This window comes from Cupriavidus sp. 96C5-1, assembly GCF_057798855.1.
In genome coordinates, this window is record NZ_JBYOJU010000019.1 from 91,015 (window position 1) to 106,580 (window position 15,566).

The window sequence follows — 15,566 nt, forward strand, 5'->3', positions numbered from 1 at the left end:
TTCCCCAAAAAAGCGACGAAAACGCGGTAAAGCCTTGAATTCTATCAGGAATCCGCAAACAGCGACATGATCGAGTCGCCCTTGACGATCCGGGTAAATGTTTCGGCCAGCAGCGAGGCGGTCGAGAGCTGGCGAATCTTGCCGGACTGGATGGCATCGTCGCGCAGCGGAATGGTGTCGCACACCACCACTTCATCCAGCTCGGAGTCGGCGATACGGGCAGCCGCGCCGCCGGACAGCACCGGATGGGTGCAGTAGGCGAAGACCTTCAGCGCGCCACGCTCCTTGAGCACCTGAGCTGCCTTGCACAGCGTGCCGCCGGTGTCGATCATATCGTCCATGATCACGCAGTTGCGGCCGTCGACTTCACCGATGATGTTCATCACCTCGGCCACGTTGGCCTTGGGGCGACGCTTGTCGATGATGGCCAGGTCGCAGTTCAGCTGCTTGGCCAGCGCACGGGCGCGCACCACGCCGCCGACGTCGGGAGAGACCACCAGCAGATTGCCGTAGTTCTTCTCGCGCAGGTCGCCCAGCAGAACCGGGGAGGCGTAGATGTTGTCAACCGGGATATCGAAGAAGCCCTGGATCTGGTCGGCGTGGAGGTCCATGGTCAGGACGCGCTCGACACCGGCGACTTCCAGCATATTGGCAACCACCTTGGCCGAGATCGCGACGCGCGCCGAGCGCGGGCGGCGATCCTGGCGGGCATAGCCGAAGTAGGGCATGGCGGCGGTGATGCTGCGTGCCGAGGCGCGCTTGAGCGCATCGACCATCACCATCAGTTCCATCAGGTTATCGTTGGTCGGCGCGCAGGTGGACTGCAGCACGATGACGTGCTTGCCGCGAACGTTTTCCTGGATTTCGACTTGAACTTCGCCGTCGGAGAAGCGGCCTACCTGCGCCTTGCCGAGTGGGATGCCGAGGTGCTGTACGACAGCCTCCGCGAGTTTGGGGTTGGCGTTGCCGGTAAATACCATCAAGCCTTCGCTGCTCATTCGGGGCACCTGTCTTGCTGCTGGGGGAAAGACTGCTGCCGGCTATTGCCGGCAGCTTGTCATGCATGTCCGTTAGGACACTATAGGAATGTAATGGCAGGGGAAGAAGGATTCGAACCTTCGAATGCCGGAATCAAAATCCGGTGCCTTGACCAACTTGGCGACTCCCCTACACAACCGGGCACGTTCATCGTCACAAACAACTGCGACGCCAAACGAAAAACTTTTCTATGCGAGCGCTGCGAGCGGGTGATGCGATAAACTCCTCGCACACCTGCCATCCCATTCGGGAGGCAACCGGTCTAGTACCTGCTGCGCCGTCTGCTCGTTATCAAACCGTGCAAACACGCAGGCTCCGGAACCGGTCATCCTTGCATGGGGACTGTATCGTCTCAGCCATTCAAGGGCTCGGGCAACTTCGCCGAACTTCACTGTTGCTATCGTTTCCAGATCGTTGCAACCGAAAGCGAATTTGTTTTTGCATCCAGTGAAGTCCGCTATTATGCTGACCGGAGTATCCCTTGTCAAGCGTTGGTCTGAAAAAATTGCAGCGGTCGGAACATGCTGGCGCGGATGGACGATCACGAACCAGCTTTCGGGCAATGTCACCGTGGCCAGTTCCTCGCCGATGCCCTCCGCAAAGGCGTTTTCGCCGTGCAGGAAAAAGGGCACGTCCGCACCCAGGGCAAGGCCGATGCGCTTGAGCGCTTCCCGTTCCAGCCCCAGGCCCCACAGATGATTGAGGGCCAGCAGCGTGGTGGCGGCGTCCGAAGAGCCCCCTCCGATACCGCCGCCCATCGGCAGCCGCTTGGCGATGGCGATATCCGCGCCGAACGTGGTGCCGCTGGCCTGCTGCAAGGCGCGCGCAGCGCGCACGATCAGGTCGCTTTCGGCCGGCACACCTGGCACCTCGGTAGTCCGTTCTATGCGGCCATCTTTACGGCGGTGGAAGTCCAGCGTATCGCACCAGTCGACCAGCTGGAATACCGTCTGCAGCGTGTGATAGCCATCCGCGCGCCGTCCGGTGACGTGCAGGAAGAGGTTGAGCTTGGCGGGTGCCGGGCAGTCGCGCAGATCCGGCGGGGGCAGGGGGCGGGCCGTGTTCATTGCGCTTGCTCCGGATCGATCACAAGGCGTACCGAGAGCGGGCTGGCGTCGCCGTCGCGCGCCAGGTCGATGCGGCGCGGACTTGCAGCGGCCGATGTTGCCGGCGCGGCAGCGGACGGTTCCTGCCATGCCATATAGCGCACGGTCCAGCCGTTTTGCGCCAGCGTGGCCAGGCGCCCGCTATCGTCGCGCGTGGTGCGGGCCGGGCTGCCGGGCGCGGGCCGGGCATGCAGCCAGTCGCGCATGCCGGCCACGGGTAGCGAGAAGCCAAGCGCCTCTTCCAGCAGGGTATCGACCTCGGGCGCGTTGCGCGGTGCCTGGTTAGGCAGGTCGAGCGTCGCGCCCGAGGGCGTCGAGGTGACCACCGCCAGGGTCTGGCCCAGCGGCGAGATCAGGTCCAGGCGCACATTGCGGCCCTGCTCATGCCAGCGAAAGCTGCCTTGCACGCCTTCCTCGCGGCCGTAGCGCACATAGTTTGCGGCGAAGCGGCCGCTAAGGTCGCGCACCGCGGCGGCCTCGCCCGCGTCGAACTGGCGCGTGGGTGTAATGGAGGCACAGGCGGCAAGCCAGAGTGGGGCGGTCAGGCAGAGCAGGGCTAGGCGTCGGGATGTGGGCATGGCGTTCGGCTTGCGCACCGGCGCACGGCGGCGCCGGTGTGCCGGTCCGGGCGAGGCCCGGCCGGCAGAGGATTGCGGGCTATCTGGAAGGGCGGCGGCTCACTTGGTGAGCGCGGAGAGCGGCACGTTATAGCGGCGCAGGGTATCGATCAGGGTGACGTTGTCCGGCTCGATCTTGGCGGCTTCCGTCCAGGTCTTGCGCGCCTCGTCCTGCTGGCCGAGCTGCCAGAGCACCTCGCCCAGGTGGGCGCCGATTTCCGCTTCGGGGGCCTTGGCGTAGGCGTTCCTGAGCAGGTCGGCCGCGGGCTGCAGCTGACCCAGGCGGAATTTGACCCAGGCCAGGCTATCCATGATGTAAGGATCGTCCGGGCCCAGCGCGGAGGCCTTCTCCAGCAGCTGGAGGGCTTCCGGCAAGCGCACGTTGCGGTCCGCCAGCGAGTAGCCGAGCGCGTTATAGCCCTGCTTTTGATCCGGCTGCATGGCGATCACGCGGCGCAGGCGTTTTTCCATGCTGTCGTAACGCTTCTCGCGTTCGTCGAGCATGGCCAGCTCATAGAGCCAGTCGGAGTTGTCGGGCTCGGCCGCGGTGCGCTCTTCCAGGACCTTGCGGGCACGGTCGTAGGACTTGGCGTCGATCAGCATGCCAACCTCGGCCTGGCGGATCGCGATCATGCGCTGCGCGCGCTGGTCGGGCTCGGCAATATCCTCGGCATCCGCCAGCATGTCGTTGAACACGGACTGGGCATCGTCGAGCTTGCCCAGCCGGCCCAGCAGCTGCGCGCGCTTGACGGCGGCGGCGGGCGCCAGGCGGCTATCGTCGATACGGTCGAGCCAGGCGATGGCGGCCGGATAGTCCTTCTTTTCCTCGGCGATCTGCGCCAGGTATTGGTAGGCGATATCCGGGCTGGCGGCCGGGACCTGCTCGGCCAGCTGCAGGTATTCCTTCAGGTACTGCTCGGCTTCGTCATAGCGCTTGGACTGCAGGCTGGTGAGGCCGAGGGCGAGCGGTACGCGCGGGTCCTTGGGGGCAATCTTGCGCAGGGTTTCGAATTCGGTGCGCGCGGCCGGGAGTTCGTTCTGCTGCAGGTAGAGGCGCGCCAGCGTGATGTGTCCGTTGACCGAGGCAGGGGCCCTGCTGACGAACGCCTTCAGCCCCGCGATGGCCTGGTCCGGGGCACCGTCGGCGCGCAGTTCGGCGGCCATCAGGGCGGCGGCTTCGTAGTCGGGGCGGATACGCAGGGCCTGGTCGAGCTCGGTCAGGGCGCCGGGGATATCGCTCGCGGTTTCCCTGGCGCGGGCCAGTGCAAGGCGGGTCTCGGCCGAGCCCATGTCGTTCGCCACCAGGCGCTGCAGCAGGGCAGCCGCGCCGGCGGGATCACTGGTGCGCGAGAGTTGCTGCTGCATCTGGAGGATGGCTTCCGGGCGGTGGCTGGGCGGCACGCCATTGAGCTGCAGCGCCAGCAGCGGCTCGGCCTCATCCCAGCGGCCGCTCAGGACCAGCAAGGTCGAAAGCACCTGGCGCGCGCCGGCCGAGGTGGGGGCGAGTTCGTTCCACAACCGCGCCGCGTCGAGCGCTTGCAGCGCGCTGCGCGCATTGAAGGCGATCTCGGTAGCGCGCTGCGCGAAGCGCGGATCGCGCGTGTCGCGGGCCAGCTCGAGGAACGTCTGGTAGGCTGGGCCCGCCAGGCCGCGCTGGGCGGAGATCTCCGCCGCCATGACCCGGTACAGGATGTCTGCCGTCAGCGGCACCGACGGCAGCGGCATTTTCGGCGGCAGCAGATTCGAGCGGCCTGGCGTGGCTTCCGCCGCTGGCCTGCTCGCCGGCTTGCCCTCGCTGGGGGCGGCGTGACCGGCGAGCGGCGCCAGGGCGCAGGCCGCGAGCGCGGCTGCAGCCGTTGCTGCAAGCCTGTGACGCAGAGGCCGCCGGAAAGAGAATAATTGAGCGGTGGTCATCGAGGTACGGTCCAGGCGGTCCGACATGTGGGTGGGTGCTCCAGCACGCAAGGCGATGGGAAAGGTAAAGGCATTGTAGCCTGCCGCTACAATGCCTTGCTTATCCGCATGGCGCCAGTATGGCTGGGGTCTCTGGCGGTTTGAGTGGCACAAAAGGGAGAGGTTCGATGCCTGAGTTGCCGGAGGTCGAAGTGACCCGGCGCGGCTTGCTGCCGCATGTGGTGGGGCGGCGCATTGCCGACGTGGTGGTGCGTCATCGCGGGCTGCGCTGGCCCGTCGCGCCGGATCTCGAGGCGCAACTGGCCGGCCGGGTGATCGCGCGCATCGAGCGGCGCGGCAAGTACCTGCTGCTGGAGTGCGTGCGCCCGGCCGGACCAGGGCACGACGGCAATGCGACGCTGCCCGGCGCCGGCGACCATGGCTGGCTGCTGATCCACCTCGGCATGACCGGAACCCTGCGGGTGCTGCCGCAGGCGCCGCCACCCGGGGCGCACGACCACCTCGACCTGGTCCTGGATGATATTGATATCGCTGGTCCCCCCGGCACCAGCCTGGTGCTGCGGTTTCGCGACCCGCGCCGTTTCGGCGCGGTGCTGTGGAGCAGCCTCGAAGAGTCGCAGCTGCCTACGCATCCGCTGCTGCGCGGGCTCGGGATCGAGCCATTCGACCCGCGCTTCGACGGGAGCTGGCTATACCGCCGCGGCCGCGGCCGCAGCGCAGCCATCAAGACGGTGCTGCTGGCCGGCGATATCGTGGTGGGCGTGGGCAATATCTACGCGTCGGAGAGCCTGTTCGCGGCCGGCATCCGTCCCACCACGCCGGCCGGGCGCTTGTCCCTGGCGCGTTGCGAACGCCTGGCGGCGGCGGTGCGGGACACGCTGGCGCGCGCCATCGAGCGCGGCGGCAGCACGCTGCGAGACTTCGTCGGCAGCGACGGCAGCAGTGGCTACTTCCAGCTCGATTGCGCCGTCTACGATCGCGCCGGCCATCCCTGCCGTGTCTGCGGTACCACCATCCGGCAGATCGTCCAGGGCCAACGCTCGACTTTCTATTGCCCCACCTGCCAGAAATAGCGATAGCGCGCGCCGCCTTCCTTGTCCGAAGCTGGCGAATGCTGCGCCAAAGTGATTTCCGGCTATCTTCCAGGTGCGGGCGGCGTGGGCGCCCGGCGAGCCTCCGGCGCCTGCGCGGCAGGCCGATGGGCCGGCGCAACAGCGGCGCCGGCGGCGCGGCTTGAATTTCACAAAAGTCCTCCGTAAACCTGTATCTTCAATAAGGTAAAAAAGTGTTACAGAAACACCCGGTCACCGCCCGGATGCAGGCCATCGGACATCAAGACGCCGTGCCTGCGGTGCCGCAGCGGGGGCTGATCGCCAAGCCGACCCCAGTGCCAATGACAACCCTCGCCCTTCAATTCGAACAATATGGCGCCTGGAGAACCGGGGTGCTCCATTCCCTGGCCGAATTCCGCTCCTGGCTGCAGCAGCACGATCTCTACGACGCCCAGGCCGACGAACGGGTCCAGCGCATCCAGGCCGTGCTCAAAAGCGACCGGCTCAAGGTGGCCTTTATCGCGGAGTTCTCGCGGGGCAAGAGCGAGCTGATCAACGCGATCTTCTTCGCGGACTACGGCCGGCGTATCCTGCCGTCCTCCGCCGGCCGTACCACCATGTGCCCCACGGAGCTGCGCTACGACGAGGCCGAGGCGCCGTCCATCCGCCTGCTGCCGATCGAGACGCGCCTGCAGGAAGCATCCACTGCCGATTTCCTCGATGTCGACTCGCATTGGCATACCGTGCCGCTCGATCCGTCTTCGCCCGACGGCATGCTCGATGCATTCAGGCATGTGATCGAGACCAGCCGCGTGACGCGTACGATGGCCGAGTCGCTCGGCTTGTACAACGAGAACGATCCCGATGCCGCCTACGCGCTCGATGCCGACGGCATGGTGGAGATTTCGCGCTGGCGCCATGCGGTCATCAACTTCCCGCATCCGCTGCTGCGGCAGGGCTTGGTGATTCTGGACACGCCGGGGCTCAACGCGATCGGCACCGAGCCCGAGCTGACCTTGCGCCTGATTCCGGATGCGCACGTGGTGGTGTTCATGCTGGCGGCCGACGCCGGCGTCACCAAGAGCGACCTGGCGCTCTGGCGCAGCCATGTCAGCGCCGGCCATCGCAAGGGCTGCCTGGCGGTGCTGAACAAGATCGACGGCTTGTGGGATCCGCTCAAGTCGCCGGCGGAGACCGCGGCCGAGATCACGCACCAGGTCACCACCAGCGCCCAGGTGCTGGGCATCGACGAGTCGCGCGTCTATCCGGTGTCGGCGCAGAAGGGCCTGGTTGCCAAGGTCACGCACGACGACGACCTGCTGGTGCGCAGTGGCCTGCCGCAGTTCGAGCACGTGCTGTCGGACCAACTGATCCCGCAGCGGCGCGAGATCGTCGCCGACCAGGTGCAGCGCTCGGTGGCGGAAATGGCGCGTGGTGCGCAGCAACTGCTGCAGAGCCGCCGCCGCAGCATCGTCGAGCAACTGTTCGAGTTGCGCGGACTGCGCGGCAAGAACCACGCCATGGTCAAGCACATGCTGATGCGCGTACAGTCGGAGAAGGAAGAGTTCGAGCAGAGTATCGCCAAGTTCCAGGCGCTGCGGCTGGTGTTCGGGCGCCACAGCGCCGACATCATCAAGAGCCTGCAGCTGCGCGACGTGCGCCAGGCCATGCGCGAGCGGCGCGAGCAGATGAAGGAGCGTTTTTTCTCGCGCGGCATGCGCGAGGATATGGACGAGCTGTTCGCGCGTCTGGGCCAGCTGGTCAGCGAGGCCGATCAGAAAATCGTCCAGCTCCACCAGCTCACCGACAGCATGTACCGGCGCTTCAATGCCGAGCACGGCTTTACGCTGCCCGCGCCGATCCAGTTCGTCACCGCGCGCTACCTCAGCGAACTGCAGCAGACGCTGGCGCTTGCCCATGCGCACTTCGGCACCATGAACATACTGACGCGCTCGCGTCCCCAACTGGTACAAAGCGCGTTCGCTACGATCGCCAGCCGCGTGCTGGAGACCTTCCGCGATCTCAACCGCGATATCGAGATCTGGCTCAAGTCCGTGATGACGCCGCTCGAGGCACAGGTGCGCGAGCACCAGAAGCAGCTGCGCCGCCGGGTCGATTCGATCGAGCGCATCCATGAGGCTACCGACACGCTCGAGAGCCGCATCGCGCAGCTCGAGGAAGTCCTGAACGGGCTGGACGAGCGCAGCGGGCGTATCGAGTCCTTCTCCAGGCAGGTCATGCAGCCGCACGGCGACGCGGGGCAGCTCAAGGCCGTCGCCGCCTGAAAGCGGCCGAACGGCAGTGCCGGAGGCGGTGAGGCGGTATCATGACGCGCCGCCGCTCCGGCGCTGTCGCCTTTCCCGTCACGTTCTCAATGCCCCGCAAGCCTGCCGCCTCTCCTGCCAATCTCCCTCCCAGTGCCGTGCCCGCCGATTTCGCCATGCGCGTGGTGGCGTGGCAGCGCCAGCACGGGCGTCATGACCTGCCATGGCAGAACACCCGCGACGCTTATCGCATCTGGCTCTCGGAGATCATGCTGCAGCAGACCCAGGTCAGCGCGGTCATCGAATATTTCCAGCGCTTCGTCAGCCGCCTGCCTACCGTGGCGGCGCTGGCGCAGGCCAGTGCCGACGAAGTGATGGCGCTCTGGGCGGGGCTTGGCTACTACTCGCGCGCCCGCAACCTGCACCGCTGCGCGAAGACGGTCATGAGCGAACACGGCGGCGTGTTCCCGACCGATCCTGACGTGCTGGTGACACTGCCCGGCATCGGCCGCTCGACCGCGGCAGCGGTGGCCGCGTTCAGCGCCGGCGTGCGCTCGCCCATCCTGGACGGCAACGTCAAGCGTGTGTTCGCGAGGTTCTTCGGCATCCATGGCCACCCGGGCGTCAAGGCGGTCGAAACCCGCATGTGGCAGCTTGCCGGCGAGGTCCTGCCTGCCATGGGGCCGCGGCAGGCCGAAGACATGGTCTCCTACACGCAGGGCCTGATGGACCTCGGCGCAACGGTCTGCTCGCGCGGCAAGCCGGCCTGTCTGGCCGACGCCGTGGCGTGCCCCCTGGCGACCGACTGCGTGGCGCGCCGCGACGGCCTGACGGCCGTGCTGCCCACGCCCAAGCCGCGTGCTGCCATTCCCGAGCGCAGCACCGTGATGCTGCTGGTGCGCCGTGACCGCGAAGTGCTGCTCTCGCTGCGTCCCGACAGCGGCATCTGGGGCGGCCTGTGGAGCCTGCCGGAGATGGCGGTCGACACCGTGCCCTTCGACGCCGAGCTGGCCGAAGACGCCGCGCTGGAACGCGCCCGTGAATTCGGCACGCCGAGCAGCGCCAGCATGGTCGGCGAACTCACCCACGTCTTTACCCACTTCCGCCTGCTGATCCGCGCCATTCGCGTGGACGTCACCGGCCTGACTGTGCGCGATGCAGATGGCGGCGCCGCGCTACGCTGGCTCTCGCTGGACGATCTGGATGCAGTGGGCACTCCGGCGCCGGTGCGGAAACTGCTGGAGGCGCAGGCCCGGCGGGGGCTGTTTTAAAGGTTCGCCGGATTTCAGGGCGGGCGATTTTGCTGACACAGGTTTTCTCCCCTCTCCCCATGAGGCCATGAGGGGAGAGGGTGTAAACCCCGTCGTCATTGCAGATGGTCTTGGCGCATCCGGTCTGCTTCGCCCGGCGCCTCAGGTCCCTACAGGATGTGATGCTGGTGCATGTATTTGTGCACGATCTCGATCCGCATCCCTGCATCGGGCAGCGCCATCAGCATCTGCTTGGCCTTGAGCGGCACCGGCAGCAGCTCGCACAGGCGATTCGCCACCCAGCTGGGGTCGTCCCACAGGAAGGGCTCGGCGAACGGGAGCTTGCCGGGATGTTCGGCGTGCAGCGAAGCGACGATGCGCCGCAGCACCGCCAGGCATTCGCCCAGCAGTTCCAGTTTGCAGTCGATGATGTCGGGCGGCAGCAATTCCGCCTGGCCCACCAGCAGGCTGTCCTGCCGTACGCTGTGGCCCAGCAGGCGAAAGCGCTGGCGGCCGCGTGCGCTGATCAGGAGGACGCCGAGCTGCTCCATATTGCAGTCGACGATGTCGGCCAGGCAGCCGATGGTCTCCGGTACGGTGGGTTCCCCGGGGTGTGCGACCTCGTTGCCGCTGGCGATCAGGCAGACGCCAAAAGGCGTGCGGTCGCGCATGCAGGCGCGCACCATGTCCACGTAGCGCGCTTCGAACACGCGCAGCGGCAGCAGGCCATCGGGAAACAGCACGGTGTGCAGCGGAAACAGCGGCAGGCTATCCAGCCTGGGCGCCGCTGCTGTGGCATGCGGTGCGGCGGGCGAGGCCGATGGGCCGGGAGCGGCGGTCGTGGCGGGTGAGGACATGCTTGACCAGCAAGGGTTTCGGGCAGGTGAGGGGAGTAGTCAACCCTCGCCGAGCGTGGCCGCGAATTCCGGCCCGGCCAGCTTAACCTCCGGGCGCTAGCTCGCGGTGTCTCACCAGCACATTACCATGGGCGCGGAAATAGTTGGCAAGTCTTTCGGCGATGTATACCGAGCGGTGCTGGCCGCCGGTGCAGCCAATGGCGACTGTCAGGTAGCTGCGGTTGTCGGCGATGAAACTCGGCAGCCACTTTTCGACGTAGGCGCGGATGTCCTCGGCCATGGCCAGCACCATGGGCTGGCTTTGCAGGAAATCGATCACCGGCGCGTCGCGGCCGGTCAGCGGGCGCAGGGCCAGATCGTAATAGGGATTGGGCAGGGAGCGTACGTCGAACACCATGTCGGCGTCGCTAGGTACCCCATGCTTGAAGCCGAACGACTCGAACAGCAGGGTGAGCCGCAGGTCGTCGCCGCGTACGAATTCCTTGATCCAGGCGCGCAGCGTATTGGTGCGCACATTGCTGGTATCGATGCGGTGAGCCGCCTCGGCGAGGGGGCTCAGCAGTTCGCGCTCCATCTCGATGGCCTCGATCAGCGAGGTGTCGTTGAAGGGCGTGCTGCCGGTGCTGTCTGCCATGCTCGCGTTTTCCGCACCCGGCGTGCCGACGGGCGCGCCCGTCCGGTCGGTGCGCATCGACAGCGGGTGGCGCCGCCTGGTCTCGGAGTAGCGCTGCACCAGTGCATCGGTACTGGCGGTCAGGAAGACCACCCGGACCTCGTGTTCGGAGGCGAGGTCGCGCAGGGTGCCGGGTAGCTGGTCCAGCGATTCGCGGCTGCGGATATCGGTAGCGACACCTAGATGCGTATAGCCCTGGGCGGCAAGGTAGCGGGCCAATTCCGGGATGAACTGGGCTGGAAGGTTGTCCACGCAATAATAGCCTGCGTCTTCCAGTACGTTCAGGGCAACGGATTTGCCGGAGCCGGAGATTCCGGTGATGAGTATGATGCGCATAGCAACGCAAGCATAGCATCAGGAGGATGACGCCGTCATGACGGCGTCCCCAGTAAAAAAGGCGAACCGCCAGGTTCGCCTTCTTGCACATGCCGCGCCATCGGCGAGGCCAGGGCGCTTACGCCGATTTGGACAGGCAGTCTTTCATGAAGGCCTTGCGTTCATCGCCCTTCTTGCCAGTGGCTTCCTTGTTGCACGCCTTCATTTTCTCCTGCTGGCTGTTCTTGACGGGAGCGGCTGCGGGCTTGTTGGACAGGCAGTCCTTCATGAAGGACTTGCGTTCGTCGCCCTTCTTGCCGGCGGCCTGCGTATTGCAGACCTTCATCTTGTCCTGCTGCGTGCCTGCCGCCGCAGGTGCTGCGGCCGCTGCCGGAGCAGCCGGCGCGGCGGCCGGTGCATTCTGGGCGAAGGCGCCGCTGGCGAAAAGCGGGGCTACCAGCGCGCACATCGCGATCAATTTTTTCATGCTTGCTCTCCTGGCTGTGGAAAACTTCATGGCTGCTGGCCTGTCGGCGCGGCAACTCCGGGGCTGGGCTCATGCCCATTACAGCACAAAACGGCCTTTGCCCCAAACGCGTTGACGATCGGTATGCGGCAGGATGTAAGCAATTGAAAACGGAGCGGCCGGTCCGGCTAAAGCAGGCGTCCCTGGCCTCGCGACGCGACGTCGGCCTGCATGGCGGCGCGCTGGCGATCCATGAAGTCACGCAGGGTGTCGATGCCGCGCAGGCGCAGGATGGTGTTGCGTACGGCGGCTTCGACCAGCACGGCGAGATTTCGGCCGGCCGCCACCTGGATCTTGACCATATGGATAGGCAGGCCGAGTACGTCGAGATACTGCGAGTCCAGAGGCAGGCGCTCGAATTCGCCGTCGTTGCGGCGTACCAGCTGGACCACCAGTTTCATCTTCATTTTCCGGCGTACCGCGGTTTCGCCGAAGATGGTCTTGATGTCCAGCAGCCCCAGGCCGCGTACCTCCAGCAGGTTCTGCAGCAGCGGCGGGCAGCGGCCTTCGATGAAATCCGGCCCCAGCCGCACGAAATCCACGGCATCGTCCGCCACCAGCCCGTGGCCGCGCGAGATCAGTTCGAGGCCGAGTTCGCTCTTGCCCAGGCCGGATTCGCCCATGATCAGCACGCCCATGCCGAGAATGTCGAGAAACACGCCGTGCATGGTGACGCGCGGCGCGGAAATGCGGGACAGGTAGAGCCGCAGGTGATCGATCACCGCCGCCGACGAGACCGGCGTGGTGAACAGCGGGGTCGACGAGCGCGTGCAGCGCAGTTCCAGGTCGGGCGGCGGCTCCATGCCGTCGGCGATCACCAGGAAGGGCGGTTCCAGCAGGATCAGCTCGCCCATCTGGCGCTTGCGCATCTCGTCGTCGAGACGCTGGTAATACGTGATTTCCGGCTTGCCCAGCACCTGGATCCGGTTCGGGTGGATCAGGTTCAAGTGGCCGACGAGATCGGCCGCGGAGGTGGCTTCACGCGCAAACTCGACGTCGAAGGCCCGGTCCGCGCCCTCCAGTCCTGCTACCCAGGAGAGTTTGATATCGGCTGCGTTGTCGTCGAAGATCGACTGCGAGGTGACGCCAGTGAGTTCCATGCGGGTGCTTTCAGGGGCGAGCTTTCAGGTTGCCGGGTCAGAGCCCGGCTCGCCTGGATAATAGCCGTCAGGCCGGTTCAAGGATGCCATTGCGTCAGCAACTGGTGCACGGCATCCGGCGTGGGCAGGGTGGCCAGTCCGTCGCGCATCTCGCGGTCGGATAGCAGCTGGGCGATCTCGGAGAGGATCTCCAGATGCTGCTGGGTAGCCTGTTCAGGCACCAGCAGGAAGATCAGCAGCGCCACCGGCTTGCCGTCGGGAGATTCAAAGGGGATGGGCTCGGCCAGGCGCATGAATGCGGCCAGCGGCTGCTTCAGCCCCTTGATACGGCCGTGCGGGATCGCAACCCCGGCACCCAGGCCGGTGGATCCCAGCGACTCGCGGGCGAACAGGTTGTCGGTCACTGTCGCGCGCGCTACGCCATGGTTGTTCTCGAAGAGGAGCCCGGCCTGTTCGAACACGCGCTTCTTGCTGGTGACGGTGACGTCGAGGTTGATGTTGCCGGGTGGCAGCAATTTAGCCAAACGATTCATGTGGAATGCGCAGGGTTTTCTGGTAAGCGGGCCCCGGGGCAGGCGGCGTCCCGACGGGCTAAATGAATATAGACACCAAGGCCCGTGGTGCCACCGGTGGTCCCCATGCCGGTGCCGGGCGTCTGGCCATTATAGAGCAGGCCTGCCCCCGCCTTGTGCATTGCAATAGCCGATGCGCGGTAGCGGTGCCGCGCGCGCGGAAAAATGACCGGACCAAGGATCTATGTATTGCGCAGCATACACCGGGAGGGATGCCTTGCGGAATCCCCCGCGGGCCTGCTGGCAAGCAGGGAAGCGGCGGACGCAAAAAAGCCGCGCAACGGCGCGGCTTTATTCCGGTTTCAAGGGACTGACACCGGCGGCCCGGTCCGTGGGCCGCCAGGCACGGTCATTGCTGCATCTGCGATGCGGCCATCTGGTACTTGACCGCTTCGCGGTCATGGCTTTGCACGCGATCCTTGTGGCGAATCACCTGCCGGTCGAGCTTGTCGACTAGCGCGTCGATAGCGGCATACAGGTCTTCGTGATGCGCCTCGACAAAGATGTCCTTGCCCTTGAGATGTAGATTGATTTCCGCGTACTGCCGCCGGTCCTTTTCTTTTGTATTGTCGACAGAGAGCAGCACACTTACGCCAATGACTTGATCGAAATGCCTGACGATACGCTCCAGTTTCGTTTCCACGTACTCACGCAGGGGAGGCGTGATGTCCAAGTGGTGTCCACTGATCTTGAAGTTCATAGCGTTTCTCCTTCTGAAAGAGCTGCATCAGGCAGGCGACGCAGCTCGGCTACAAAGTCTTGCGGAGATTGACGGCAGGAATCTTGAGCGCCTCGCGGTACTTGGCAACGGTACGCCGTGCCACCACGAAGCCTTGCTCGCCGAGCAATTCGGCAATCCGGCTGTCGGACAGGGGATTCCTGGGGTCTTCGGCTCCTATTAATTGCTTGATCAACGCACGAATTGCCGTTGAAGAGGCCGCGCCGCCGGTTTCTGTGGATACGTGACTGCCGAAAAAATACTTCAGCTCGAAAGTCCCCATCGGCGTTGCCATGTATTTATTGGTAGTCACCCGAGAGATGGTGGACTCGTGTAAACCCAGTGTATCGGCAATCTCCCGCAAAACCAAGGGGCGCATCGCAATTTCACCATGGGTGAAGAAGTTCTTTTGACGTTCGACAATAGCTTGTGCGACGCGCAATATCGTATCGAACCTTTGCTGGATGTTCTTGATCAACCAGCGCGCTTCCTGCAGCTTCTGCTGCAATCCGGCCGCGCCCGCGTCGCCTTTTGCACCGCGCAAAATCTGCGCGTACATGTCGTTGATACGTAGCCGCGGCATCACATCCGGGTTGAGCTGGGCGATCCAGCCGCCGCTGATTTTTCTTACGAAAACATCCGGCACGACGAAATCGGCCTCCGGCCGGCTGTATGCGTGGCCCGGATAGGGCGCCAGGGAGCGGATCAGTTCATGCGCGGCCTTGAGTTCGGGCTCGTCCACCTGCAACGCTTTCTTCAGGCGCGTGTAGTCGCGCACCGCGAGCAGTTCCAGGTGGCTGCCGACAATGGTCAGCGCGAGGTCGCGCTGCGGATGCTTCAGACGGCGCAGTTGCAGCGCCAGGCATTCGGCCGCGTTGCGCGCGCCGACGCCAGGCGGGTCGAAGCTCTGCAGCAGGGTCAGGATTGCCTGGATCTCATCGACCTCGAACTCGAGCTCTTCCGGCAGCTCGCTGCATATTTCTTCCAGCGTGGTGCTCAGGTAGCCGTCGTCGTCCAGCGATTCAATCAGGAAGATGGCCAGCCCCTTGTCGCGCAGCGAAATCTTGAGCGGCGCGAGCTGTTCCATCAGGTGTTCGCGCAGCGTGGGCTCGGCGTCGCGCAGCTGCATCGGCGTTTTTTCATCGTCGTCGCCCTGCGGGCGGCGGGCGAAGTCGTCGAGGCTCCAGTCGTTGCCATAGTCCTCGCCGCTGTCGCTGTAGCCGTCTTCTGCTTCGGGGGCGCCGTCGGGGCGGTTCTCGCTGGTGCCCTGGCCGTCGGCCGGCGCCGGCGCCGGCGCGCTTTGCAGGTTGACGGAGCCATCCGAGGACACGCGCAACGGGCTTTCGATCCAGTCGTTTTCGCGTTCGAGCAGCGGATTCTCGGTCAGTGCCTGTTCCACTTCCTGCTGCAGCTCGAGCGTGGACAGTTGCAGCAGCCGGATCGACTGCTGGAGTTGCGGCGTGAGAGCGAGATGCTGCGAGAGGCGGAGCTGTAGCGACGGTTTCATGCGGCCTATTTTATGCCCAACTCCCGGACTGGTGGAACGGAAATTGCTATCGCTGGT

The 15,566-nt window shown here is 65.2% G+C and carries 14 protein-coding genes and 1 tRNA gene; 3 read left to right on the forward strand and 12 right to left on the reverse strand.

Annotated features, from left to right (window positions below; genetic code table 11):
* Positions 1 to 44 precede the first annotated feature (44 nt).
* The 5 genes from AC3FOF_RS20980 to AC3FOF_RS21000 all read right to left on the reverse strand — a co-directional run bounded on the left by AC3FOF_RS20980 (position 45) and on the right by AC3FOF_RS21000 (position 4,702).
* Entirely contained in the window at positions 45 to 998 is a 954-nt protein-coding gene (locus tag AC3FOF_RS20980) for a ribose-phosphate pyrophosphokinase (RefSeq protein WP_017229695.1), read from the reverse strand.
* A 94-nt stretch (positions 999 to 1,092) separates the two neighbouring features.
* Positions 1,093 to 1,169 (reverse strand) — tRNA-Gln (locus tag AC3FOF_RS20985).
* A gap of 57 nt (positions 1,170 to 1,226) precedes the next feature.
* Positions 1,227 to 2,105: a 4-(cytidine 5'-diphospho)-2-C-methyl-D-erythritol kinase gene (gene ispE / locus AC3FOF_RS20990; protein ID WP_488727662.1), complete on the reverse strand. Its 879-nt coding sequence runs from the start codon at positions 2,103 to 2,105 to the stop codon at positions 1,227 to 1,229.
* The gene (lolB, locus tag AC3FOF_RS20995) at positions 2,102 to 2,722 is read right to left on the reverse strand and encodes a lipoprotein insertase outer membrane protein LolB (RefSeq protein ID WP_488727663.1); all 621 of its coding nucleotides are present in this window, start codon (positions 2,720 to 2,722) and stop codon (positions 2,102 to 2,104) included. Before lolB ends, ispE begins: the two co-directional genes overlap by 4 nt.
* 99 nt (positions 2,723 to 2,821) lie before the next feature.
* Positions 2,822 to 4,702, reverse strand: coding sequence for a tetratricopeptide repeat protein (locus tag AC3FOF_RS21000; RefSeq protein WP_276265502.1), 1,881 nt, complete (start codon positions 4,700 to 4,702; stop codon positions 2,822 to 2,824).
* 140 nt (positions 4,703 to 4,842) lie between these two features.
* Here AC3FOF_RS21000 and mutM point away from each other — a divergent pair, with 140 nt between their 5' ends.
* The 3 genes from mutM to mutY all read left to right on the forward strand — a co-directional run bounded on the left by mutM (position 4,843) and on the right by mutY (position 9,262).
* Positions 4,843 to 5,748 carry a bifunctional DNA-formamidopyrimidine glycosylase/DNA-(apurinic or apyrimidinic site) lyase gene (gene mutM / locus AC3FOF_RS21005; protein WP_488727664.1) on the forward strand — a complete coding sequence of 302 codons (906 nt, stop codon included), beginning with the start codon at positions 4,843 to 4,845 and terminating at the stop codon, positions 5,746 to 5,748.
* A gap of 320 nt (positions 5,749 to 6,068) precedes the next feature.
* Positions 6,069 to 8,012, forward strand: coding sequence for a dynamin family protein (locus tag AC3FOF_RS21010; RefSeq protein ID WP_488727665.1), 1,944 nt, complete (start codon positions 6,069 to 6,071; stop codon positions 8,010 to 8,012).
* A gap of 89 nt (positions 8,013 to 8,101) precedes the next feature.
* Positions 8,102 to 9,262, forward strand: coding sequence for an A/G-specific adenine glycosylase (gene mutY, locus AC3FOF_RS21015; protein ID WP_488727688.1), 1,161 nt, complete (start codon positions 8,102 to 8,104; stop codon positions 9,260 to 9,262).
* Between the two features lie 149 nt (positions 9,263 to 9,411).
* Here mutY and AC3FOF_RS21020 read toward each other — a convergent pair whose 3' ends face one another.
* The 7 genes from AC3FOF_RS21020 to AC3FOF_RS21050 all read right to left on the reverse strand — a co-directional run bounded on the left by AC3FOF_RS21020 (position 9,412) and on the right by AC3FOF_RS21050 (position 15,509).
* Complete coding sequence (locus AC3FOF_RS21020) at positions 9,412 to 10,098, reverse strand: LON peptidase substrate-binding domain-containing protein (RefSeq protein ID WP_488727666.1); 687 nt, start codon at positions 10,096 to 10,098, stop codon at positions 9,412 to 9,414.
* Between the two features lie 82 nt (positions 10,099 to 10,180).
* A complete protein-coding gene (gene rapZ / locus AC3FOF_RS21025; protein WP_488727667.1) occupies positions 10,181 to 11,107 on the reverse strand; it encodes an RNase adapter RapZ in 927 nt (308 codons plus the stop codon).
* 118 nt (positions 11,108 to 11,225) lie between these two features.
* The gene (locus AC3FOF_RS21030) at positions 11,226 to 11,573 is read right to left on the reverse strand and encodes a PsiF family protein (RefSeq protein WP_488727668.1); all 348 of its coding nucleotides are present in this window, start codon (positions 11,571 to 11,573) and stop codon (positions 11,226 to 11,228) included.
* A gap of 167 nt (positions 11,574 to 11,740) precedes the next feature.
* Entirely contained in the window at positions 11,741 to 12,712 is a 972-nt protein-coding gene (gene hprK, locus AC3FOF_RS21035; protein WP_017230420.1) for an HPr(Ser) kinase/phosphatase, read from the reverse strand.
* 77 nt (positions 12,713 to 12,789) lie between these two features.
* Positions 12,790 to 13,245: a PTS IIA-like nitrogen regulatory protein PtsN gene (gene ptsN, locus AC3FOF_RS21040; protein ID WP_035817077.1), complete on the reverse strand. Its 456-nt coding sequence runs from the start codon at positions 13,243 to 13,245 to the stop codon at positions 12,790 to 12,792.
* Between the two features lie 388 nt (positions 13,246 to 13,633).
* The gene (hpf, locus tag AC3FOF_RS21045; protein WP_006159435.1) at positions 13,634 to 13,984 is read right to left on the reverse strand and encodes a ribosome hibernation-promoting factor, HPF/YfiA family; all 351 of its coding nucleotides are present in this window, start codon (positions 13,982 to 13,984) and stop codon (positions 13,634 to 13,636) included.
* Between the two features lie 49 nt (positions 13,985 to 14,033).
* Positions 14,034 to 15,509: an RNA polymerase factor sigma-54 gene (locus tag AC3FOF_RS21050; RefSeq protein WP_017230418.1), complete on the reverse strand. Its 1,476-nt coding sequence runs from the start codon at positions 15,507 to 15,509 to the stop codon at positions 14,034 to 14,036.
* Positions 15,510 to 15,566 lie beyond the last annotated feature (57 nt).